This window comes from Pirellulales bacterium (assembly GCA_036267355.1).
GTDB lineage: Bacteria > Planctomycetota > Planctomycetia > Pirellulales > DATAWG01 > DATAWG01.
This window is the reverse complement of the sequence record DATAWG010000043.1, coordinates 55387-76226: the sequence shown is the minus strand read 5'-3', so window position 1 is coordinate 76226 and position 20840 is coordinate 55387. Positions and strand designations below refer to the sequence as shown.

Here is a 20840-nt window from a genome sequence, read left to right as displayed (position 1 = left end):
ACACGCGCGTGTTAGCGGCAAGGCGCTAGCCGCCGGTGATGCATCCGTTCGACGCGTTTCTCCGCTGACATGCGCCGCCGCAAACGTGGCTCACTGCTTCTTTGCTCGCAGCATGAGCACGGGGACGTAGACCATGTGTTGCACTCGGCTGGCCGTGGTGCCGAGCAACAGGTCGCCCAACAGGCGATGGCCATGGGTGCTCATCGCGATCAGGTCGCAGCCTTTCTGCTCGACCCAGCCGACGATCTGCGTGGCCGGCTCGCCGAACGCCATATCCGATTCGACCGCAAAACCTTCTTCCGCGAGCTGCGCTTCAATCCGGGCCAGATACGCGCGATCTTCGGTGATTTCGCGCGAGACGGCGTCGCGGCCGTAAAGCCGAGCGGCCCAGCCGTCGGCCACGTGCAGTAACACGATGCGGCTTCCCATCAATCGGGCCAACGGCCGAATGTGGTCGAGAATCGCCTGGTCGCTGGGCGACGTGTCGAGCGTAACGAGGATTTTGCGATACATGACCGGTCCTCCATTCGTTGGCCGCCGCATGATGGCTTTGTCGGACATATCGCCATCAGGATAGTCTGGCGACACTAGCCCGAAGCGTCAGCGAGGGACGAAGTGCTGCAAGATCATCCATCCACGCTGGGCTCGACATGCAATCTCATTACAGATCAAGATCGAGGCGAAGGCAATGTTCCTTCGCAGCGCTCCCTCGCTAACGCTTCGGGCTAGTGTGCTCCCTCGCTAACGCTTCGGGCTTGTGTGCTCCCTCGCTAACGCTTCGGGCTCGTGTGCTGCCTTGCTAACGCTTCGGGCTCGTGTAGCCGGCGCGGGTTGCGGTAGAGCATTTCGGCCAAGAGCGCTGGCGAGCCCGGTTCGCCGGCGGTGCGGCGACGATGCCAATCGGGATCAGTCGGCACCCAACGATCGTCGAGCGGCCACGGATCGAGCGGCTCGTAGCCGAGTGCGGCGGCGAGCTTGCCCGAATCCATCGCCACATTGCCGGCTCGCGGCGGGATCGGACCAGCCGCATGGCGCGGGCAGCCGAGCAACAACTCGGGATCATATCCGCCCACGCGATTGATCACCTGCGCGATTTGATAAAGACTCAGCCGCCGCGCTCCGCCCGCGTGATAAATGCCGGCCAGATCGGACGCCAGCACGGCGTCGCAGAGATGATTCAGGCAGTCGGTATAGTGGGGCGTGCGGATTTCGTCGTAATAGAGCGTGGCCGGTTTCGATTTGCGAAACCGCGATTGAATCCAATCGATGGCGCCGGCGTGGCCGTTGAAGCTTATTCCCATCGGCAGCGAAATTCGCAAGATGGCCGCCGCCGGATCCGCCGCCAGAATCAGTTCCTCGGCCCGAACCATCGTTTCGCCGTAGACGCTGACCGGATCGGTCGGATCATCTTCGACATGCCCGCCGTCGCCGCTACCGGAAAACACCAGATCGACCGATAGATGCACCAATCGGACATTGCGCCCCGCGATCACGGCCAGCAAATTGCGAACACCCTCGACGTTGATTCGCCACGCCATCGCCGGATCGAGCTGGCACGATTTCAAAGCGCAATTGCCGGCGCAATCCAACACGGCCGCGAACTGATGGCGATCGAAGAGTTCGGTCAGGCCGTCGCGGTCTTCGGCGTCGCAAACCAGGATATCGGGCCCGACCAGCCGCCAGTTGTCTCGCTGCCGCACGCCCAAAACATAGCCCGCATATTTCGAGCGGAAATAGGGGAGCGCGTTGAAGCCAACCACGCCCGAAACACCAGTGATCAATAGCGGCAACGGCGGAGCAGCGATTGGTCGGGCGAGACGAAACATGCAAATCAGGCCGCAAAAATACAGGCAATCCGGCACAAGACGCGGAGCCCAAAGTGTAGAAGCCCGCCGAAGTCGGAGCAAGTTCAACGGGCAGTCGTGCGCGGGAATTCAACCCACGCAATCATCTGGCGAGAGCGGGCATCGATTTAGCCGAACAGCCGCCGCCACCAACTGCGGCGGCGCTGAGTGCGGGCCCGCAATTCGCGAATTTCGGTCACAAGATACGGCACGAAAAGCGATCCGGAAGCCGGATGCGCTTCGAACGCCGCTGGAGCGGGCGAATTCGGCGCCGAACCATTCAAAGAAGGTTCGACGGGCGGCATCGGTTCGGCGTCGACGACCGGTGGCGCATCTGGCAAAGCGGCTCGGTCGACCAACTCTGCGGAAGGATCCGTGCGATACGCATTCGGTTGGCCGTTGGCGACTGGCACGGCGGATCCGTTCACGTGTGAATCGCCGTTCACGTGTGAATTGCCGTTAAGAATCGCATCGCGGTTGACGCTCGGGCTGCCATTCACATGCGGATCGTCATTGATGGGCTCGCTGCTGTTCTGATCTGTCGCGAGTTCGGAGTGCGATTCCGCGATCGATCCGATGGCCGCGAAAGCGGGCTGCGATTCAGCGTCATCGATTGCAGCGGCGTCATCGATTGCAGCGGCGTCATCGAGCGACGCAGCGGCATCGTCTTCGAATTCGTCGGCAATGCGAATTGCCGGATGGAGGACAACGCCGTTAGCGTTTGAATCGCCGTTTGGCGTGAATGCAGGTGGATTTCTCGCAAGGCCGCGAATCGCAAATTCCTGTCGGCCCGGTTCGCTGGCTGCAACGGAGCCATTCACTGCGGAGCCATTTCCCGAGATGCCATTCGCCGTAAATTCGTTTTGCTTCGTTTCGGCTGGCTCGCAATGAAGGCCGCCGAAGAGGCTTCCGTCGTCGTCGGTTGATTGCGAGTCGAAGCCGTTGGTCGCCAACGGCCGCATGAGAGAGTCGCTGTCGAGCAAATCGATCGGTTCGAAGACAGGTTGAAGCGTGCGTCGACTCGTGGATTTTTGCATTAGCACTACCTCTCGTCGGGCCGTCGGAAAAATCGCCGCCAGACAGGCGGTCCCCCGACCTCATCCCTGTTGTAAGACAAGCTGTTCAACGTTTAATTTAACTACGCCGCTCCCGCTTTGGCAACGATTTTGACGCATTAATCGAAAGAAATCGCAAATCCTTCTGGAAAAAGCACTTCGTGCCGTCTGGGAGGGATGCCGACAATTGGCAACGAAGGGTCCTGCCCCGCGGGGTAGCTGGAGCAAAGGATGCCAATGGGCTGCGAAGAATTTCGCCCGTTATCTAATTTGCTGCGGCGGGCTGCCACTGCCGTGACGATCGCTTTTTCCTACCGCCCGGGCACCGGCTTGAAACGCTCTTCCGGCAAGATGACGGAGGTGATTCGCAGCCCGAATTTTTCACCGACCTTGACCGCCTCGCCTTTCGCCACACGGTGCTCGCCGACGTAGAGATCGAGCATTTCTTCGCACGATTTGTCGAAATGAATGATCGAGCCGGCGCCGAGTTCCATGATCTGCCCGATCGGCTGCCGCTTCGTCGCCAGCGTGACGCTGATCGGCACTCGGATATGCAGCAGGCTGCGGGTGTAGTCGGGCAAATCGATTGCCGAACGTTTGGGCGCGGCCGGGACATGCGCCGCCGCCGGCGCTGCTTTTGGGTTCGGCGTCGCAGCCGGCGCTGCCGCGGCGGCGGCTTGCACCGGCGGCCCGGCCGGTGATGCTACCGGCGGCGCGTCGGCCGTTGGAAAGCCGGTTTCGTTCATCGGCCAAATCAAGCGCGCGATGCCGTCGTGCGATTTTCCCTTCAGGCTGAGTTCAATCGCTTGCGCTCCGTCTTTCGGCTTCGCATGCCGCGCGACATCCGCGAGCGACGGCACCGCGCGGAATTGAAAATCATCGGCCCCGAGAGAATCCGGCAATGCGAGCATTCCCAACTCTTGGGCCAACGTCGCCAGCCGGCCGCGCTGGCTCGTGTCGGGAGCGTTATACCAACTGGGCACCAATCCGCTCGATTCCGCGAGCAGCAGAATCGCGACGCCTTGCGGACCGACGAATGCCATCGCCAGCCCCGGGCCCGATAGATCGGCCGGAATGCGATCGGCATCCCATGCCGCCGGCTCGTTGGCCGACACGCTCACCGCCTCGCCCAACGAGCGCTCGAAAGCCTGGGCGATCTCATCCCGCCCCGCCTGGCATTGGGCAAGAATCTGCGCGAATGCCTCGGGCAAGGAAGTCGGCATGACATCGGGCCTTATTCAATAATCCGTGTGTTCGCGGCTCAATTGCTCGGTATCTGTTTTATCGGCCGGTCCCGCGGCACGGCGGCAATCGCTTTGCAAGCTCCACGGGCATCCGGAACCGTCACAGGGCGGCGCCGCGGACGGTCGTTTGGCATTGCCAGATGCAGTACCTATAATTTGAATGAGCGTAAGTGCCAAGCCCGAAATCGGTTTCGAGCGAAACGGCATTCCGCTTTTGCCCGATGCTAGCAGATGCGGCGGCGTAATCGCTTGAGATTGCCAGCCGGAAATATGGGCAAACATGCCCCCACGCAAAAGCGCTTCAATGCCTATCCCTCTTCCCACCCAGCCGGCCGGCTTCGAACTGAAGCCCTATAAATCGCTGGCAAATGACGAACTGCACGCGCGAATCGCGGCCATTCGCGCCGAAATGGGCTCGCGGCTGCGGATCCTCGGCCACCACTATCAGCAAGACGAAGTGATCGGATTATCGGATCTTCAGGGAGATAGCTACCAGCTAAGCAAACTGGCGGCGGATAGCCGCGATTGCCGGGCGATCGTGTTTTGCGGCGTGCATTTCATGGCCGAGACGGCCGATGTGCTGGCCAACCGGCCGGAGCGATTGGCCGAGCGCGGCGGGGAGCGTGTGACGGTGGTGCTTCCCGATCTGGCGGCCGGCTGCTCGATGGCCGACATGGCCGCGATCGAGCAAGTCGAAAGCTGCTGGGATGCGCTCGGCGAAGTGATGGACACGCGCGAAATCACGCCGGTGACATATATCAATTCCGCCGCATCGCTGAAGGCATTCTGCGGCCGGCACGGCGGCATTGTTTGCACGTCGAGCAATGCGGCCGCGGTGCTGCGCTGGGCGTTCGACCGCACGCGGCGTGTGTTATTTTTCCCGGATCAGCATTTGGGACGCAACACGGCCCGGGCGATGGGCATTCCGCTGGAGGAAATGGCGGTTTGGAATCCGCATGCCGAAGAGACCGGCGGCGAGTTCGGCGGCAACACGGTCGAACAGCTCGTGGATAGCCGAGTGCTGTTGTGGCAGGGGCATTGCAGCGTGCATGCCATGTTTCGCCCCGAACACGTCGACCAGCTTCGAGCACGATATCCGGCCATCAAAGTGCTGGTGCATCCGGAATGCTCGATGGAAGTGGTCGATAAGGCCGACCTGCGCGGCTCCACAAGCCGGATCATTCGCGAAGTCGAAACCGCGCCGCCGGGAACACGCTGGGCGATCGGCACGGAGCTGCATTTGGTGAACCGCCTGAAGCATGCCCATCCGGAGCAGGAGATTCATTTTCTTTCGCCGGTGGTGTGCATGTGTGCGACGATGTATCGCATCGATTTGGCGCATCTTTGCTGGAGCCTGGAAAATCTGGCCGCCGGCACGCCGGTAAACATCATCCGCGTCGACGACGAAACCGCCCGCTGGGCCCTGATCGCGCTAGAGCGGATGTTGGATTTAAGTTAGAAGGTATGGCGAGCCAAAACCCATGGCAATTCCCGGTTCGCAAGACGCACGGCGATTCTACCGCTGCGCCTTCCAGCGGTACGAGGAAGCGGAAGTTCTCTTGAGAGCTGGCTACACGACCGGCACAATCTACCTTGCCGGATATGGAATCGAGTGCATCCTGAAGGCCCTGGTTATCATGGCAATGCCCGCGAGCGCTCGGCCTGATATAATCAGGTCGTTCAGAGGCAGCAAAGCTCATGAATTCGAGTGGCTTCGGAGCGTATATCTAGTCAACGGAGGGGCGCGGTATCCGCGCGAGATTACGCAACATTTCACGCTCGTGGCTGATTGGCCCACTGATCTTCGCTACACGCCTCATTCTGTTCGCGCAGATGAAGCCGAAGCGTTTTTGGCGGCTGCCGTCGCCATTATCCATTGACGGGAGGGTCTAAATGGCTGTCAACGTACCACGGATCGACCTTTATCGGCAGGACTCCGTTTCAGTGCGGTTGCGAATCATCGATCCTGATTTTGCCGGGCAAAGTAAGCCGCAGCGCAGCCAATGCATTTGGAACTACCTCGGGCACCTGCCGGATGACGTGCAGGCCGACATCCGCACCGTTCTGCTGCTTACTCCTGCTGAGACGAAGATGTCGCTCGCGAACTTCGAATTCGACGATCCCGTCCCATCGAAGTTGTAGTCGCCAATCTAGTTCTCGTCACGATATCGACACGCTGGAAAGCCTGAAGTGCACTATGCGTCTCCTTGTTGCTTGTCCGAAATGTCAGCGGCAGTACGACGCCACGGGGCGCGAAATCGGCAGCCGGTTTCGCTGCCGGTGCGGCGAAGTGCTGACGGTTCATCAGCCGCAAGGACACGATGCGGCGGTGGTGCGGTGCTCCTCATGCGGTGCGCCGCGGCATGAAGGAAGCACGCGCTGCGAATATTGCAGCGCCGATTTCACGCTTCGCGAACAAGACCTCGACACGATCTGCCCGCAGTGCTTTGCCCGAGTGAGCGATCAGGCGCGGTTCTGCGACCATTGCGGCAAGCCGTTGGCGGCCGAGCCGCTCGACAATGTCGACACACTGCTGACGTGCCCCATCTGCCGCGGCGATCATCGCTTGTTTAGCCGCCCGGTCGGCGGATTCGGCATCATGGAATGCCGCATCTGTGCCGGGCTGTGGATCGAAATCGCCATCTTTCAGCAATTGATCGACCATGCCCGGCAAACCGGCGAAACGGCGGAAAAGTGGCTGCGAACCGATTTCAGCCGCCATCTGCCAACGGCGGGAAAATCGACCGGCATGTCGCGGGGCTATTTGCCCTGCCCCGTTTGCAGCACCTTGATGCTGCGGCAAAACTACGAGCATCGCAGCGGAGTGATCGTCGACTATTGCAAGCCCCACGGAATGTGGTTCGACGCCGACAAGCTCTCGCGATTGGTCGAATGGATTCACGGCGGCGGAATCGAGGCGGCCCAATGCGATCGCGAACAAGAAGCCGCGCGGGCCGCCAGGTTCCAGGCCGCGGGAATATCCGGAGCGCCGATGGCCGGCAGCATGCTCGCTGCCGACGACGGCGCTCATGAAGCGTCGTTCCTGCTCCACTGCGGATTGCTGGTGGCCCGGCTCTTCATGGGCTTTTAGCCCAGCGTCCCCAATCGAGGATTAACAATCCTTGCTTGCGCTGCGGGCTCCGTGTGGAATGGCGTTCTCACCGGAGCGAATCGAGCATCTTCAGGCGGATCGCCGATAGCGCGGGCAGCAATCCGCCGAGGCAGCCCATCACGATCGAGAAGAGCATGCCGATGCCGATGATCCGGGCATCGACGACCAATTTCAGCATCACGCTTTTGCCCCGCATTTCGCTCGTGGCCGCCAGGCCGTTGCACCACCAGCCGATCGCGCAGCCGACTGCTCCGCCGAGCAGCGACAACAAGATCGCTTCGAGAAAAAATGCCACGAGCACCTGCCAGCGCGCGAAGCCGAGGATCCGCAGCATGCCGATTTCGCGCGTCCGCTGGGCGACCGCGGCAAACATCGTGTTCATCACGCCGAAAATCCCGCCGATGGCCATCAGGGCCGCCACGAAAATGATGATCACGAGAAATTGCTTGTTCGTCTCATTAAGCGATTCGAAATAGGTTTGCTCGGTCTGAGCGAGGATGGCAGGGCTTTTGAACTCGGTCGTCATGCGTTTGGCCACCTCGGCCGGATCGAAGCCGTCGGCCACGCGAAACACGGCCGTGCTGCGCGAATCTTTCCGCATCATCTCGCCGGTCACCTTGCGCTTAGCCCAGACTTCGGAGTCGAAGGTTTTGCCGGCCGAGTTCATGATGCCGACGACGACCCATTTCCGCGGCCCGAGCGTGAACGTATCGCCGATCGCGAGCGACGGCTTGCCCGCATCATGCCCCAACTCCCGGGCAATCCCTTCGCCGAGCACGGCTTGCACGAATTGCTCGCTCCCGCCGCCGGCGACTGCTTGCACGCCGGCCCCTTTATCGAACCAGCGGCCGCCGTCGCGAAGCGTGAGCTGATGGACCATCGCCGCGAGTTCGGGATCTTCGACGCCGCGCACCTGCACCATACGATGGGCCCGGCCTCCCGGCGCGGGATTGGGCAACGCCTGGTTGATCACCTGATACAGTTCCCAACTCAGCATCGGCGTTTCGAGCGTTTGATCGCCGGAAACGGATTTGATCTTTTTCACGTAGTCGCGATTGGCCAACAGGTCGATATCGCCATAGCCCAAATCGCTGAACACTTCGTCGAGCGCTCCGTCGGACAAGACGATGATGTTTCCCGGCACGCAGCTTCCCTGGGTGATCGCATACATCCCATTGACGAAAGCGAGCATCACGGTCATCAGGGCCACAACGAGCGTGAAGGCCAGCGTGGTCAGAAGCGTGGTGCGCCAGCGGACCATCAAATTGCGAAAACTGTAACCCAGCGGAACGCGCGGCGCGAGGCCGATCGCTTGCAAGATCATCAGGGCGAACAAGAACAGGCTGACCACAAGCACGAGCACGACCACAATCGCAACCGCGTTTGCAAGCGCCGCCCCGGCGGCCGCGAACAGTAAGAGGAGTATGTGTTTCATGGTTTGGTTCGAGTGTTGATCCCGCGTGTGCCACTGGCACACCGGCGGAGCCGCAGTCAACGTAGCAGGCACACTCCGTGTGCCGTCTGCGCGCCACAGCGGGTTGCGCACCGAGCAGGGCAGACGGCACATGGAATGTGCCTGCTACGTTGTCAAGCCACTTTGGAAAACACTTCCGACACTTTCACACTCCGGGCCGACCAGGCGGGAATCAAGCTGCCGATCAAGGCCGTGCTTGAGCCAATGGCAAGCCCCCACCATGGCGCGGCCCCGTCGACATAAAACTTGCTGAAAAAGCCGAGCGGTATCGCGATCCCGTCGATCAATTGATTGACCACCAGCCACGTGGCCACGGCGCTGATCGTGCCGCTCAGGCAGCCGATCAACAGCGCCTCGGAAAGCACCAGCAGCAGAATCTGGTTCGGCGAAAAGCCAAGCACCTTCAGCACCGCCATTTCCACGCGCCGCTCGCGAACGCTGATGCTGATCGCATTGGCGATCACCAGCGAAATCGTGAGGAACATCGCTGGAACCAGAATCCAGCGCAGGCCGAACAAAATGTCTTTGAACGGATCCAAGAACGACGCAATGCCCGAGGAGAGTGTTTCGCATTTCACGGCGGGCGAGCGAAACTCGGGCGACGAACTGATTTGGGCCGCCACGCGGTCGTAGGTCGGCATATCCGGCACGCGCACAAACACCAGCGCCAGCGATTTATCGGTCATCGGGTGTTGCTGGTCTTTCGATTTCCCCTTGTTGTAGGCCCGAATCGCTCCGTCGAGGTAATCGTAGTTCATCACGGCATTTTGCTCGTAGCGCGACCCGGGCAGCACTCCGCAAATTTCGCATTCCAGGTCGAGGCCCTGATAATTCAAGCTGGTGACTTTGATCCGCTCGCCGACTTTCTTATGAATCGCCGCCAGCCGGCCGCTGCCCATGATCACTTTGTAAGGATTTTCCTGCATGTCTTTGAGCGCGGCCAAGAGGGTCCGCTTGTCGGCTTCCGACACTTCGTTGATGCCTTCGTCCATCATCGACGTCCATTTGCCATGCTCGTCGACCGACAACACCTTTCGCGGATCCATGACGAAGAAGAACAAAATGCTTTCCCGCGTTTGCTTTGCGCCGGGATCGAGCGTGCCGATATAAAAAGCCCAAGCCATCGCGTCTTTATTCGGATCGACGCGGTAGTCGCCCTTCTTGCTCGGCGCTCCTTCGGAAAGCGTTTCGGCATACGACCACGGCATTTGGCTCGGGCTTTCGTACTTCTCCGTAATCAGGGCCTTGAGATTATGGCTTTTCGACTCGGTTTCCTTGTCGAGAAATGCCAAGGCGCTCCAGATCAGCGTGATCACCAGCACGAGTACGAAAGTCGCCAGGCCGGTGAGCGTGCTGCGCAAGATATTCCGCCGCAAGCTGCGGGCAACGAACCGCGACTGTTCCCAAAACAAAATCGAAACAAACGCGATTGCCACGACCGCCGCGACGCCGACGGGATTCCGCCAATCATCCATGAAGTACAGAAATGCGCGATCGAGATGGCTCATGGTCGCTTTTCAAACGTGGTTGGTCGCCCAAAGTAGCAGGCACACTCCGTGTGCCGTCGGCCCTGCTGTGGGGTCGTGCTAGGCCCTGAAAGCAGCTCTCCGTCCAACGTGCGGCAGACGGCACACGGAGTGTGCCTGCCACTTAACCGCCGCGCGAGGCGTGCAGCGGCAAGCTGGCCGGCGGGCCGTCGTCGGGAATTGTTTCGCTGACGAGTTGGCCTTTTTCCAGATGCAATATCCGCTCGGCGCGGGCCGCGGCTTTCGGGTCGTGGGTCACCATCAGAATCGTTTTGTTCAAACTGTTTTTCAATTCGATCATCAGATCGAGGATTTCGTGGGCCGATTTCGTGTCGAGATCGCCCGTCGGTTCGTCGGCCACGATCAAGGTCGGATCGGTGGCGATTGCCCGGGCAATGCCGACGCGTTGCTGCTGGCCGCCGGAAAGCTGTCCCGGTCGATGGCGCATGCGGTTTGCCAGCCCCACCAGATCGAGTGCATTGCTGACTTGCCGCCGCCGCTCGGCTTTCGACATCGGCACCAGCAATAGCGGCAGTTCGACGTTTTCATACGCCGTCAGCACCGGAAGCAGATTGTAGAACTGGAACACGAAGCCGACGTTTCGCGTTCGCCATTTGGCGAGGCTGGCTTCGCTCATCTGGCTGATCGTGTCGGGGCCGACTTCGATCGTGCCTTGGCTTGGCCGATCGAGCCCGGCGATCAGATTCAGCAGCGTTGTCTTGCCCGAGCCGCTGGGGCCCATCAATGCCAAAAATTCACCTTGGGGCACGCTGAGGCTCAGATCCAAGAGCACGTCGATTTGTTCGCTGCCGCGGCGGAAGAATTTGTGGACATTCGCCACGCGAACGATCGATTGCGAATCCATTCAGTTCGTCTCCGCGGCGAGAGTGTTTCGCAAAACTGCACGCTGGATGGTGTTTCGTCAGGCTGGAAAGCCTGACCTACTTGAGCCAAGCTCTCCGGCCCGATGCCACCAGCCGTCACTTTAGGAACGACACCAGCACGCCCATGTCGGGCAGGAGATATTGGCCGCTGGTTTCGCTTTCGGGAATATCGACTTTGACGCGCACGGTGACGGCCCCTTTCGCGCGGTTGGCCACGGGCATCCGCCGCGACACCACGCCGTCGTAACCGCTCGGGTGCGTTTTGAGGAATGCGTTGTCGTGTTGCCCTGCCTCGGGCATGATGCGGCATTTCTGGCCGGGATAGACGAGGCTGATATCGCGCTCCTGAATATCCAGTTCGACTTCGAGATCTTTTAGATCGGCAATTTCGCAGAGATAGCCGGCGGCGCCGAAGGCCAGTGGATTCACGTAGCCGCCGAGCTCCGCTTTTTTGCTGAGAATAATGCCGCTGGTGGGGGCGAGGATGGTGCAGTTTTTCAACTGTTTCACCGCCTGTGCCACGGCAGCCTGGGCGGAAAGCACGTTGGCTTTCGCCACGAGCCGCTGCTCCTGCAATGCGGTTTCCAGCTTAATGACCGTGGCCTGCTGGCCGTCGTAGGCCGATTTATCGACGCGCACTTGGGCGGCGGCTTTGTCTTTGTCGTGCTGCGTGATGGCGAAGCCGGCGGCCTCGAAATAGCGCTCGTCGATCTTCGACAGTTCCAATTTCGCCGCCATATTCCTCAATTGATCTTTGGCCGCTTCGATTTCTTCGAGCGACGAACCGGTTTCGACCTGGGCGAGATTCGTCTGGGCGACTTGCAGGGCGGCGTTGGCGCTATCGAGTTGGGCGGCGAAAAGCACGGGATCGATTTCGGCGAGCCGGTCTCCCTTTCGATAGACGGCCCCTTCCTTGAAATTCGGATCGATCCAGATGATCTCGCCCCCCACCTGCGGGCTGAGCTGAATTTGATGGGCGGCGATCAAATAGCCCTTCGAATCGAGAACGACTTCGCCGGCCGCGGCGGAGGGCGATGCGCTCGGGTCGGCCGGATTCGAGATAGTACTGGCCGACGAAGACAAACCGCCCGAAGATTTGCCGGATGCATTGCCGTCGCTTGCGCTAGATTGCTCGGCGACTGGAGCCGAATCCGCCGGCGAGATCCGATAGGCTCGCCAGCCGAATGCAGCCGCAGTGGCCAGCGCGATCGCGGTCAATCCCCACGGAAGCCACGCGCTGCGCGGCCGGGCCGTTGAACCGCTCGGCGTCGCCAGCCGCAAGGATCGCACCCGATCGCTGAACGATGCCGAGGGATCGCCGCGCGCGGTAGAATCATTGCCGGCCGGCGCCGCTTCGATCGGCGAAGCCGCGTGGCCTCCCACAGCGATGGTATCCCGCAAATCACTCATACGATTTCGGCGACCAGAAAGCGTGTCACCAATGAGAAACCAAATCGCAATTGGTTCGTGACACCATTCTATTCAACAAGCGCCCGAACGACGAGCGCCCTTGCACTCGAGCGAGCGCATATAGCACCATACCGTCGTGCGCCGCCGATGTTAACCCACCGAGGAGGAAAATCCGCGCGATCTAAACGCGATTCGAATCCTCGGCAAACTTCACGAACCGTTCGGCGGGGCGATGCGCAAAGGACGAACCGGGTCTTTCTCCTGCGACACCGAGCCAGACCTGTTGCTCGGAGCGCTCGGCAGTCCGAATTGCGAATTCCCAAGGGGCAGCGAGATCGGGGGAATGAGCGTTAGCGGATGGATCGGATCGGTCGCGGAATCGCGCAGCGCCGGATCGCCCACTTCGTGCAACAGCGACGACGGCGAGGTGAACGGCAAATACGAGTTGGCGGACAGACCCGCCCCAAACTGCCCGCGACCGCTGGCGCCGATCTGCGAAAGCTGTGGCGACAATTGCGGCGACAGGATCAAAGGCTTGATCGGGTCCTTGCCACCGGTGGCTTGGAGGGCCGCGTTGTCGTCGGCCCCGAAGGCCGAATTCGAGGGGGCCGCTCCCGACCCAATCCTGCTTGGAACAACCAGTCCGCCAAACGTTCCGAAGTCGGGCATTGCTTGCTGCCCCAGGTCGGCGCCGGGCGCGCTAGGCTGAGACAAGTCGGCTTGCGACTGATCGGCCTGCGATTGATCCGGACGAGGCTCCGCCGGCACTTGGCTCGCCAAGCTCGCCGCGTTGCCATTCGGCTGGATCAAATATCTGCCGCCGCTGTCGCGGCCGCCGCCTTTATCCTCCGGCGGTTTCTTCGTGTTCGACGGAGTGCGGCTTGGCACGCCGGGCGGGAAGCCGGGGCGGCCGGTCGTCGGCGTAGTGCCAGGCCGAACCGCCGAGTTGGTCACTCCGGAACGACCCGTGTTCGTCACACCGCGGTTCTCAGGCCCACGCTCGGCCATCGCGCCGGTGCGGCCTGGAGCGGCGCCGGGCAAATGCCCACCGTTGGACTGCGCGAGCGCGTGCATATCGAGCGAACGCGGGGCGCCGGGCCGGCCGCCCGGATGCGTTTCGGCCATCGCCCGCTCCTGCGCGACTCGGTTCGATCGCACCCCTTCGCGAGCATATTCTTGCCGCTGCGACATCGACACAGTTTGGAAATGCGTCGGGCCCGCCCGGCGGGCGAAGTCGTTGATCGTCACGCCGATTCGCACTCCGCCAGGCGCGCCGACGCGAATCGACATCGCATAGGTTCGCGGCGGCCGAGCGCCGGGATGGGCGCCCATGTAGACGAACCGCTCGTTCACCCGAATGGCCCAACCCGGATCGCGACGCACATTGTACCAGCGATAATAGGTGAACAGCGGATCGTAGCCGATGCCCACGGCAAACCACGGATGAAAGCCCCAGCCGACATAGGCCGGGCCGTAGCAATCGCCGAAATAGTAGTGGTAGTAGCCGGGACGGACGAAGAAGTCGGCCGTCAGCACTCCCGGATCGATCACGACGGCGGGACCGTAATAAATCGGCCGCGGGCCCCACCAACCGAAATTGAACGCGACCGGGGCAAACAGCACGCCGCGGTGCGACAGTTCGTAATCCCAATGCCCGTGGATGAACAGGTAGCCGCTGGGCGTCCAGACGTAGTGGGCGGGAATCCAGATCCAGTCGGGCTGGGCCGCGGTCCAATAACCGGGGCGCCATGCCCAATTCCCTTCGACGTATTCATAGGTGCCGGGAACCCAAAAATCGTTCGCCGTCGGGGCCGGCGTGTTCGGGCCGGTCTCGAGCGAGTTCGGCGGCTGGGGCACGTAGTTCACCTGCTCGACATTCGAGGGGGCCCAGATGCCGGGCGTCCATTGGTAGCCGCCCGTCGTGCCGGTCCAGTAGCCGGCGATCCAAGCGTGGTTCGGCGGCGTGTCGCGCCAAATTCCGCTGACCCAGATGAAATCTTGCCGGCCATCGTCCCAAGCCCAATAGCCGGGAATCCACACGACATTTTGGCCATCCGGCTTCACATCCGGCGGCATTTCCTGCACCGCCGCCGGCGGCTGCTTCGGCACGATCATCGGCGGCTGAGGATTTAGGGCCGTCGGTTCGGCATAGGCTTCGTGAACCGGGCCGTTGGTGAGCACCTCTTGGCCCGGAGTGTCGATTTGCTGAGGGGCTCCCGCATCCGGCAATGGCTGCGGCGGCAGCGCAGGGTCTTGGGCAGCCGAGCGCGAGGCCGGCATCAGCCAACTTGCCACACCAATCAACAGCGCGGCCACGGCCGCCGTAATCACGACATTCGCTCGCTTGCCGAACATGGCTTCCTCCTCCTGAGAACTATACGCCGCCCAAACCCCCGACGGCCAGAAATGCATTTCAATCCGCATCGCCAGCCATTCTACCTGAACCGCGAAATTCGACCTATACGAGCCTATCCCACCTAGATTGGATGCTAGCAGAGAACGCGGAAATGGTGGCGGATTGCGTTAGAAGCGATGCGGACGAGACTCCGCATGAGTCAGAGAATTTCGACCGCCAAGATTCGTCACGTTGGGCGGCCATCACAATGGCCACTAGCGCGAGCTGCAACGACCAAACCCGGAATCCAGCCGAAATGGGCGATGTCGCCGGTGACGAGCGTCCAGTTTGATTCCAGCGCCGTCGCGGCGATGATGATATCGGCGTCGCCGCGCGGATGGCCGCCCCGATACGCCTCGGCCTCGCCACAAAAGCAGGGCGTCAATTATGACGCGGTGGCTGTCGCCAACCGGTTCACGCGACCACGATCAAAGAGGACATGGCACCGAGGCAAGCGGCCGTCGGATGGCGTTACAATTATTGCCAGGAGAATCTCGTGATGCAGACCGTTTCATTTCAATTGCCCGACGATGTTGAACAACAATTCCGCCGCGAGTTGTGGGAATTGGGTGCCGCCGCAAAGGAAGCCGCACTGGTCGAACTCTACCGGCAAGGGCGACTATCCCACGGCAAGCTTGCGGAAAGCCTGGGCGTATTCCGCTACGAAACCGATGCGTTGCTGAAGCGGCACGACGTCACTGAGGATCTACTGACGCGCGAAGAACTTGATGGGCAGATTAGTGCCCTGCACAGGTCGCCGGACCAACGATCGTCGTCTCCGACACTTCGCCCTTGAATTACTTGATCCTCATTGGACTTCAGGAAATTCTGCCCGCGCTCTTCGATCGCGTTGCTGCCGGCGTGGCTCGCCCGACTGACCACAGGGCCCTACGGCGCCAACAGAATTCGTCCGGGCGATTGCAGGTAGCCGATCACTTCATTCAAGAAGCGCGCCGCGGCGGCGCCGTCTACCAGGCGGTGGTCGTAGGACAGGCTTAGCGGCATCATTAGGCGCGGTTCGATGCGGTCTTCGACGACCACGGGCAGCTTGCGCGAGCGGCCGACTAGGAGAATCGCCACTTCGGGATAGTTGATGATCGGCGTCGAATACGTGCCGCCGATCGCGCCCAGGTTGCTGATCGTAAACGAGCCGCCGCGAAGATCGTCGAGCGAATATTGCGTCGCCTTCGTCTTCTCGGCCGTCAGCGTCAGCGCTTGGGCGATCTGCGAAATCGTCATCCGGTCGACGTCGCGGAGCACCGGCACGACCAAGCCTCGGGCCGTGTCGACGGCGATGCCCAGATTCACATAGTCCTTGTAAATGATCTGGCCCGATTCCAGGTCGAGCGAAGCGTTGAGCGTCGGATGCTGCTTGAGCGACAGGGCCACGGCCTTCATCACGAACACCAGCGACGTGAGCTTCACGTTCGAGCCGGCATAGTCGGCCACGCTCCCTTTGCGAATCCGCTCGAGCTCGGTGATATCGGCATCGTCGAAATTCGTGAGATGCGGAATCGTGAACGACGAGCGAACCATATTGGCCGCGATCGTTTTGCGCATCTTGCTGATCGGTTCGCGATGAATTTTTCCAAACGCATCGCGGTCGGTGGCGCCCGTGGGGATCGGGCCGGTGGAAGTGCTCGTGGCATGTCGCACGGCGCCGATCACGTCTTCGCGCGTGATTCGTCCGCCGGTGCCGCTGCCGCTGACACGCGATAGATCGACGCCCAATTCGCGCGCCAATCGCCGCACGGCGGGGCCGGCGGGCGCGGCAGGGGTTTCAGCCGGCGGCGTGTCTTCGCCATCCGGAGAAGTTTGAGCGGGCTCGACGACATGACCGGCCGAGTGGCCGTTGCCGGTTTGCACGCCGGTTCTCGGGGAAGCGGAGGGCTGCGCCGCGGCCGGAGCTGCGGTGGGGGCGGCTACGGCCGGCTTTGCCTTCGCCGGAGCGGTCGCCGGTTTTGGTTTGGCGAGCGCTGCCTTGGCGGCGGCTGGTTTGGCCGGCTCGGGCTTCGCCGTCGCCGGCTTGGCTGCCGTGGGTTTTGCGGCCGCCTTGGCGGGCGCTGCGGATGGCTTGCCGGCTGCAACGACTCCCTTGGTCGACTCTTCCAGCGTCATCAACACTTCGCCGATTTTGACGGTCTGGCCGGGCTTGACGTGAATTTTCGAGATCTTGCCGCCGACCGAACAGGGAACCGGGATCACGGCCTTGTCGGTTTCAATTTCGATCACATCCTGATGCGGGTTGATCGCGTCGCCCTCTTTAACAAGCAGGCTAACGATGTCGCCGGAATGAATGTTTTCGCCCAAATCAGGAAGCTTGAATTCAGTGGCCATGTGCGAGGGTTAGGATGAGGGGTTAGGGTGAGGGCTCTGGTGACGGGCCGCGTTACGGCTGAGGTGATGGGCGAGGTGGATACAAGCCCGAGGTGGTGCGGTGGCCGTGAGCCCGCGATCCGCTCGCGCGTCACCAACCCCTCGCCCTCGCCCTAGTTTATACCGTTGTCGGGTCGACTTTGTCGGGGTCGATGCCCAATGTCTTGATCGCGGCCGGAAGCTTCGCGCGGTCGAATTGCTTGTCGTCGGCGAGCCGCACCAATGCCGCGAGCGCGACCGATTCGGCATCGACTTCGAAGAACCGCCGTAGCGGCCCACGGCTATCGCTGCGGCCGAAGCCGTCGGTGCCGAGCGTATACAATCCGCCGGGCACCCAGGGATCGATCTGCTCCGGCACGCTACGGACATAATCCGACGCGGCCACAAATGGCCCCTTCACGCCGGCGATCGCTTGCTCGAAAAATCCGGTTCGCGGCTTTTCCGTCGGGTGGAGCATATTCCAACGGCGGGCGGCTTGGGCATCGCGCCGCAGTTCCTTATAGCTGGTCACGCTCCATGCGGTGCTCGACACGTGGAATTTCTCGGCCAGCAGTTTTTGGGCCCGCTGCACTTCGCGCAGAATCGCTCCGCTGCCGAAGAGTTGCACGTGCGGCGTTTTGCCGCCGGCCTCCACCGTCGCCAGCTTGTAAATCCCACGGATGATTCCCTCGGTCACCCCCTCGGGCATCGCCGGCATTTCGTAGTTTTCGTTGCCGATCGTGATGTAGTAAATCGCATCTTCGCCGAGTTCGTACATCTTCTTGATGCCGTCGAGGATGATCACGGTCGATTCGTATACGAATGCCGGATCGTAGCTGCGCACATTCGGATAGGCGATCGCGAACAGGTGGCTGTTGCCATCTTGATGCTGCAAGCCTTCGCCGGCGAGCGTGGTGCGGCCGGCGGTCCCGCCGAACATGAACCCGCGGGCTCGGCAATCGAGGGCGGCCCAAATCAGATCGCCGATGCGTTGGAAGCCGAACATCGAGTAGTAGATAAACATCGGAATCATCGCCACGCCGTGCGTGCAATACGACGTGCCTGCGGCGATGAACGATGCCATCGAGCCGGCCTCGGTGATTCCCTCTTCGAGAATCTGGCCGTCGGTGGCTTCGCGGTAATAGAGCACCTGATCGGAATCGACCGGCTCGTAAAGCTGGCCGACGTGGTTGTAAATGCCGCATTGCTTGAAGAGCGGATCCATGCCGAAGGTGCGCGATTCGTCGGGCACGATCGGCACGATAAATTTGCCGATCTTCTTGTCCTTGAGCAATGTGCTCATAAGCGTCACCACGCCGGTGGTGGTCGACACTTCGCGACCGACGCTCTTGGCGATGAACGGTTGATATTCTTCGAGCTTCGGCGTCTTGAGAGCCAACGGGAGCATCGGCCGGCCGGGCACATAGCCGCCGAGCGCATCGCGCCGCTCGTGCAGGTATTTCATTTCCGGCGTGTCGTCGGCCGGGCGATAGAACGGCGCCTTGGCCACTTCCTCGTCGGATATCGGAATTCCGAATCGGGAGCGGAACTCGCGCAGCTCTTCTTCGTTGAGCTTCTTTTGCTGGTGGGTGGCGTTGCGGCCTTCGCCGATTTCGCCGAGGCCATAGCCCTTGATCGTCTTGGCGAGGATGACGGTCGGCCGGCCTTTGCATTCGACGGCCGCCTTGTAGGCCGCATACACCTTTTCCGGATCGTGGCCGCCGCGGCGGAGCTTCTTGAGCTTTTCGTCGGACAAGTGGGCGACCAATTCGAGCAGCTCGGGATATTTGCCGAAAAAGTGCTGGCGAATGTAGGAGCCGGGCATGACGACGTATTTTTGATATTCGCCGTCGACCACCTCGCCCATCCGCTTGGCGAGCAGGCCGGTTTTGTCGCGCTCGAGCAATTCGTCCCAATCGTCGCCCCAGAGCACTTTCAACACATTCCATCCGGCGCCGCGGAAAATGCCTTCCAGTTCTTGGATAATCTTGCTATTGCCGCGAACCGGGCCGTCGAGCCGCTGCAGATTGCAGTTGATGACGAAGATCAGGTTGTCGAGGTTTTCGCGCGAGGCGAGCGTGATCGCGCCGAGCGTTTCGGGCTCGTCGGTTTCGCCGTCGCCGATGAAGCACCACACGTGCGAATTGCTCGTGTCTTTGATGCCCCGGTCGTGCAGATATTTGTTGAACCGCGCCTGATAGATGGCCATGATCGGCCCGAGACCCATCGACACGGTCGGGTATTCCCAGAAATGCGGCATCAGCCACGGATGCGGATACGAGCACAGCCCGCCGCCGGGAGCGAGCTCCTGGCGAAAGTTCGTGAGCTGTTCTTCACTCAGCCGGCCTTCCAAGAAGGCCCGGGAGTAAATGCCTGGGGCACTATGGCCCTGGAAATAGATCTGGTCGCCGGAAAAATTGTCGCCTTTGCCGTGGAAGAAGTGGTTGAAGGCGACTTCATATAGCGTGGCGGCGGAGGCGAACGTCGAAATATGGCCGCCGATGCCGGGATGCTCTTTATTCGCCCGCACGACCATCGCCATCGCGTTCCAGCGGATGATGCTTTTGATGCGGCGCTCGATCTCGCGATTTCCGGGATAGGCCGGCTGCTTATCGGCGGGGATGCTGTTGATATAAGGCGTCGTGGCGGAGAACGGCAACTCGACGCCCGAGCGGTAGGCCTTTTCCTCGAGCACTGTAAGCAGATAGCTGACCCGCTCCGGCCCTTTGCTCTCGAGCACGTAGCGCAGCGATTCGAGCCATTCTTCGGTTTCGGCGGGGTCGTCGTCGGGGGCCGCAGATGCAGCGGCAATGTCCCCAGGTTGATCGGACGACGATTCATCACCAGATGCTTCGTCGGTGGCGATTTCTTCACCGGTCGCGGAACTATCGTCGGACACCTCGCCAGCCGTTTCTTCCTCGGTCGCATCCGGATCGGGCACCGCTTGGTCGGCCGAGTCGGAATCGATGAGATCAGCGTCCCCAGGAGAGCCGTCGGCCGCGGGTACGTCGGCCTCGACAGCCCCGTTTTCTTCATCATTAGCGCCGTTGGCACGCGACGAGCCGGTGCCGCCTTGGCGGCCTTTCGATCGAGTGATTTCTCCTCGTGCCATACGCTCACATCCCTTTCTGGATCGTCGCCCAAACGGTTTTTTTGACGCCGATTGCTCGCCGCACCGGGGCCGATGACTACTAAGATTTGACTCACCGACCAGGCGGCTCGGACAATCGTTTTGCGCGATGCGAAAGCTCAGCGCCGCGGAAGCATGCGTCTGGCCATTCAAAAAACTCTACGCCGCCACGCCAAGTTTGGCCCGGCCAGTTGGTATTTTCGCGACCACCGGCGCATCGGTATTATCCGGAAAGGCTTGCGCCACGTAAAGGGGAGCCCAAGCGGGGCAATCCGCCGCTGCGGAGCGTTGCAGGGTTCGAACGAAAGTGCTGCTTCTCGGCGATACTCGGCCCCTCAGCCTGCCCTCTCCCGCCGGGGGAAAGGGTCTGTGGAGAAGTTATTTTTCGGGCGAGCCCTGATTCATCTGAAA

16 protein-coding genes are annotated in these 20840 nt (G+C 61.2%); 4 read left to right on the top strand and 12 right to left on the bottom strand.

Annotated elements, in window-relative coordinates; translation table 11 throughout:
• Nucleotides 1-90: 90 nt before the first annotated feature.
• From VHX65_07680 to VHX65_07665, 4 genes are all read right to left on the bottom strand, one after another.
• A complete protein-coding gene (locus VHX65_07680) occupies nucleotides 91-513 on the bottom strand; it encodes a universal stress protein (GenBank protein ID HEX3998412.1) in 423 nt (140 codons plus the stop codon).
• Between the two features lie 257 nt (nucleotides 514-770).
• Entirely contained in the window at nucleotides 771-1826 is a 1056-nt protein-coding gene (locus tag VHX65_07675) for a sugar nucleotide-binding protein (protein HEX3998411.1), read from the bottom strand.
• Between the two features lie 146 nt (nucleotides 1827-1972).
• Entirely contained in the window at nucleotides 1973-2881 is a 909-nt protein-coding gene (locus tag VHX65_07670) for a hypothetical protein (protein HEX3998410.1), read from the bottom strand.
• Between the two features lie 329 nt (nucleotides 2882-3210).
• Complete coding sequence (locus VHX65_07665; protein ID HEX3998409.1) at nucleotides 3211-4122, bottom strand: FliM/FliN family flagellar motor C-terminal domain-containing protein; 912 nt, start codon at nucleotides 4120-4122, stop codon at nucleotides 3211-3213.
• Nucleotides 4123-4447: 325 nt separating this feature from the next.
• On the opposite strand from VHX65_07665, the gene nadA reads away from it, so the two are divergent.
• From nadA to VHX65_07650, 3 genes are all read left to right on the top strand, one after another.
• A complete protein-coding gene (nadA, locus tag VHX65_07660; GenBank protein ID HEX3998408.1) occupies nucleotides 4448-5602 on the top strand; it encodes a quinolinate synthase NadA in 1155 nt (384 codons plus the stop codon).
• 434 nt (nucleotides 5603-6036) lie between these two features.
• The gene (locus VHX65_07655) at nucleotides 6037-6285 is read left to right on the top strand and encodes a hypothetical protein (GenBank protein HEX3998407.1); all 249 of its coding nucleotides are present in this window, start codon (nucleotides 6037-6039) and stop codon (nucleotides 6283-6285) included.
• A gap of 55 nt (nucleotides 6286-6340) precedes the next feature.
• On the top strand, nucleotides 6341-7234 hold the full coding sequence (locus tag VHX65_07650; GenBank protein ID HEX3998406.1) for a zinc ribbon domain-containing protein: 894 nt from the start codon (nucleotides 6341-6343) through the stop codon (nucleotides 7232-7234).
• A 67-nt stretch (nucleotides 7235-7301) separates the two neighbouring features.
• Here the strand turns inward: VHX65_07650 and VHX65_07645 are convergent, their stop codons facing one another.
• The 6 genes from VHX65_07645 to VHX65_07620 all read right to left on the bottom strand — a co-directional run bounded on the left by VHX65_07645 (nucleotide 7302) and on the right by VHX65_07620 (nucleotide 15329).
• On the bottom strand, nucleotides 7302-8690 hold the full coding sequence (locus tag VHX65_07645; GenBank protein HEX3998405.1) for an ABC transporter permease: 1389 nt from the start codon (nucleotides 8688-8690) through the stop codon (nucleotides 7302-7304).
• A gap of 152 nt (nucleotides 8691-8842) precedes the next feature.
• A complete protein-coding gene (locus tag VHX65_07640; protein HEX3998404.1) occupies nucleotides 8843-10237 on the bottom strand; it encodes an ABC transporter permease in 1395 nt (464 codons plus the stop codon).
• Nucleotides 10238-10379: 142 nt separating this feature from the next.
• Nucleotides 10380-11120 carry an ABC transporter ATP-binding protein gene (locus VHX65_07635; GenBank protein HEX3998403.1) on the bottom strand — a complete coding sequence of 247 codons (741 nt, stop codon included), beginning with the start codon at nucleotides 11118-11120 and terminating at the stop codon, nucleotides 10380-10382.
• 115 nt (nucleotides 11121-11235) lie between these two features.
• Nucleotides 11236-12549 carry an efflux RND transporter periplasmic adaptor subunit gene (locus VHX65_07630; GenBank protein ID HEX3998402.1) on the bottom strand — a complete coding sequence of 438 codons (1314 nt, stop codon included), beginning with the start codon at nucleotides 12547-12549 and terminating at the stop codon, nucleotides 11236-11238.
• 210 nt (nucleotides 12550-12759) lie between these two features.
• Nucleotides 12760-14904, bottom strand: a complete 2145-nt coding sequence (locus VHX65_07625) for a hypothetical protein (GenBank protein HEX3998401.1) — start codon at nucleotides 14902-14904, stop codon at nucleotides 12760-12762.
• A gap of 227 nt (nucleotides 14905-15131) precedes the next feature.
• Nucleotides 15132-15329 carry a hypothetical protein gene (locus VHX65_07620; GenBank protein ID HEX3998400.1) on the bottom strand — a complete coding sequence of 66 codons (198 nt, stop codon included), beginning with the start codon at nucleotides 15327-15329 and terminating at the stop codon, nucleotides 15132-15134.
• A 114-nt stretch (nucleotides 15330-15443) separates the two neighbouring features.
• Here VHX65_07620 and VHX65_07615 point away from each other — a divergent pair, with 114 nt between their 5' ends.
• Nucleotides 15444-15740 (top strand): UPF0175 family protein, encoded by a 297-nt coding sequence (locus VHX65_07615; GenBank protein ID HEX3998399.1) that lies wholly within the window; start codon nucleotides 15444-15446, stop codon nucleotides 15738-15740.
• A gap of 92 nt (nucleotides 15741-15832) precedes the next feature.
• On the opposite strand, the gene VHX65_07610 is transcribed toward VHX65_07615, so the two are convergent.
• Both VHX65_07610 and aceE read right to left on the bottom strand, forming a co-directional pair.
• A complete protein-coding gene (locus VHX65_07610; protein HEX3998398.1) occupies nucleotides 15833-17281 on the bottom strand; it encodes a dihydrolipoamide acetyltransferase family protein in 1449 nt (482 codons plus the stop codon).
• A gap of 157 nt (nucleotides 17282-17438) precedes the next feature.
• Entirely contained in the window at nucleotides 17439-20411 is a 2973-nt protein-coding gene (gene aceE / locus VHX65_07605; GenBank protein ID HEX3998397.1) for a pyruvate dehydrogenase (acetyl-transferring), homodimeric type, read from the bottom strand.
• Nucleotides 20412-20840 lie beyond the last annotated feature (429 nt).

Excerpts from the sequence above, each read along its gene's own strand:
- VHX65_07680 (HEX3998412.1), bottom strand. The coding sequence starts at position 513 with ATGTATCGCAAAATCCTCGTTACGCTCGACACGTCGCCCAGCGACCAG.
- VHX65_07675 (HEX3998411.1), bottom strand. The coding sequence starts at position 1,826 with ATGTTTCGTCTCGCCCGACCAATCGCTGCTCCGCCGTTGCCGCTATTG.
- VHX65_07670 (HEX3998410.1), bottom strand. The coding sequence starts at position 2,881 with ATGCAAAAATCCACGAGTCGACGCACGCTTCAACCTGTCTTCGAACCG.
- VHX65_07665 (HEX3998409.1), bottom strand. The coding sequence starts at position 4,122 with ATGCCGACTTCCTTGCCCGAGGCATTCGCGCAGATTCTTGCCCAATGC.
- nadA (HEX3998408.1), top strand. The coding sequence starts at position 4,448 with ATGCCTATCCCTCTTCCCACCCAGCCGGCCGGCTTCGAACTGAAGCCC.
- VHX65_07655 (HEX3998407.1), top strand. The coding sequence starts at position 6,037 with ATGGCTGTCAACGTACCACGGATCGACCTTTATCGGCAGGACTCCGTT.
- VHX65_07650 (HEX3998406.1), top strand. The coding sequence starts at position 6,341 with ATGCGTCTCCTTGTTGCTTGTCCGAAATGTCAGCGGCAGTACGACGCC.
- VHX65_07645 (HEX3998405.1), bottom strand. The coding sequence starts at position 8,690 with ATGAAACACATACTCCTCTTACTGTTCGCGGCCGCCGGGGCGGCGCTT.
- VHX65_07640 (HEX3998404.1), bottom strand. The coding sequence starts at position 10,237 with ATGAGCCATCTCGATCGCGCATTTCTGTACTTCATGGATGATTGGCGG.
- VHX65_07635 (HEX3998403.1), bottom strand. The coding sequence starts at position 11,120 with ATGGATTCGCAATCGATCGTTCGCGTGGCGAATGTCCACAAATTCTTC.
- VHX65_07630 (HEX3998402.1), bottom strand. The coding sequence starts at position 12,549 with ATGAGTGATTTGCGGGATACCATCGCTGTGGGAGGCCACGCGGCTTCG.
- VHX65_07625 (HEX3998401.1), bottom strand. The coding sequence starts at position 14,904 with ATGTTCGGCAAGCGAGCGAATGTCGTGATTACGGCGGCCGTGGCCGCG.
- VHX65_07615 (HEX3998399.1), top strand. The coding sequence starts at position 15,444 with ATGCAGACCGTTTCATTTCAATTGCCCGACGATGTTGAACAACAATTC.
- VHX65_07610 (HEX3998398.1), bottom strand. The coding sequence starts at position 17,281 with ATGGCCACTGAATTCAAGCTTCCTGATTTGGGCGAAAACATTCATTCC.
- aceE (HEX3998397.1), bottom strand. The coding sequence starts at position 20,411 with ATGGCACGAGGAGAAATCACTCGATCGAAAGGCCGCCAAGGCGGCACC.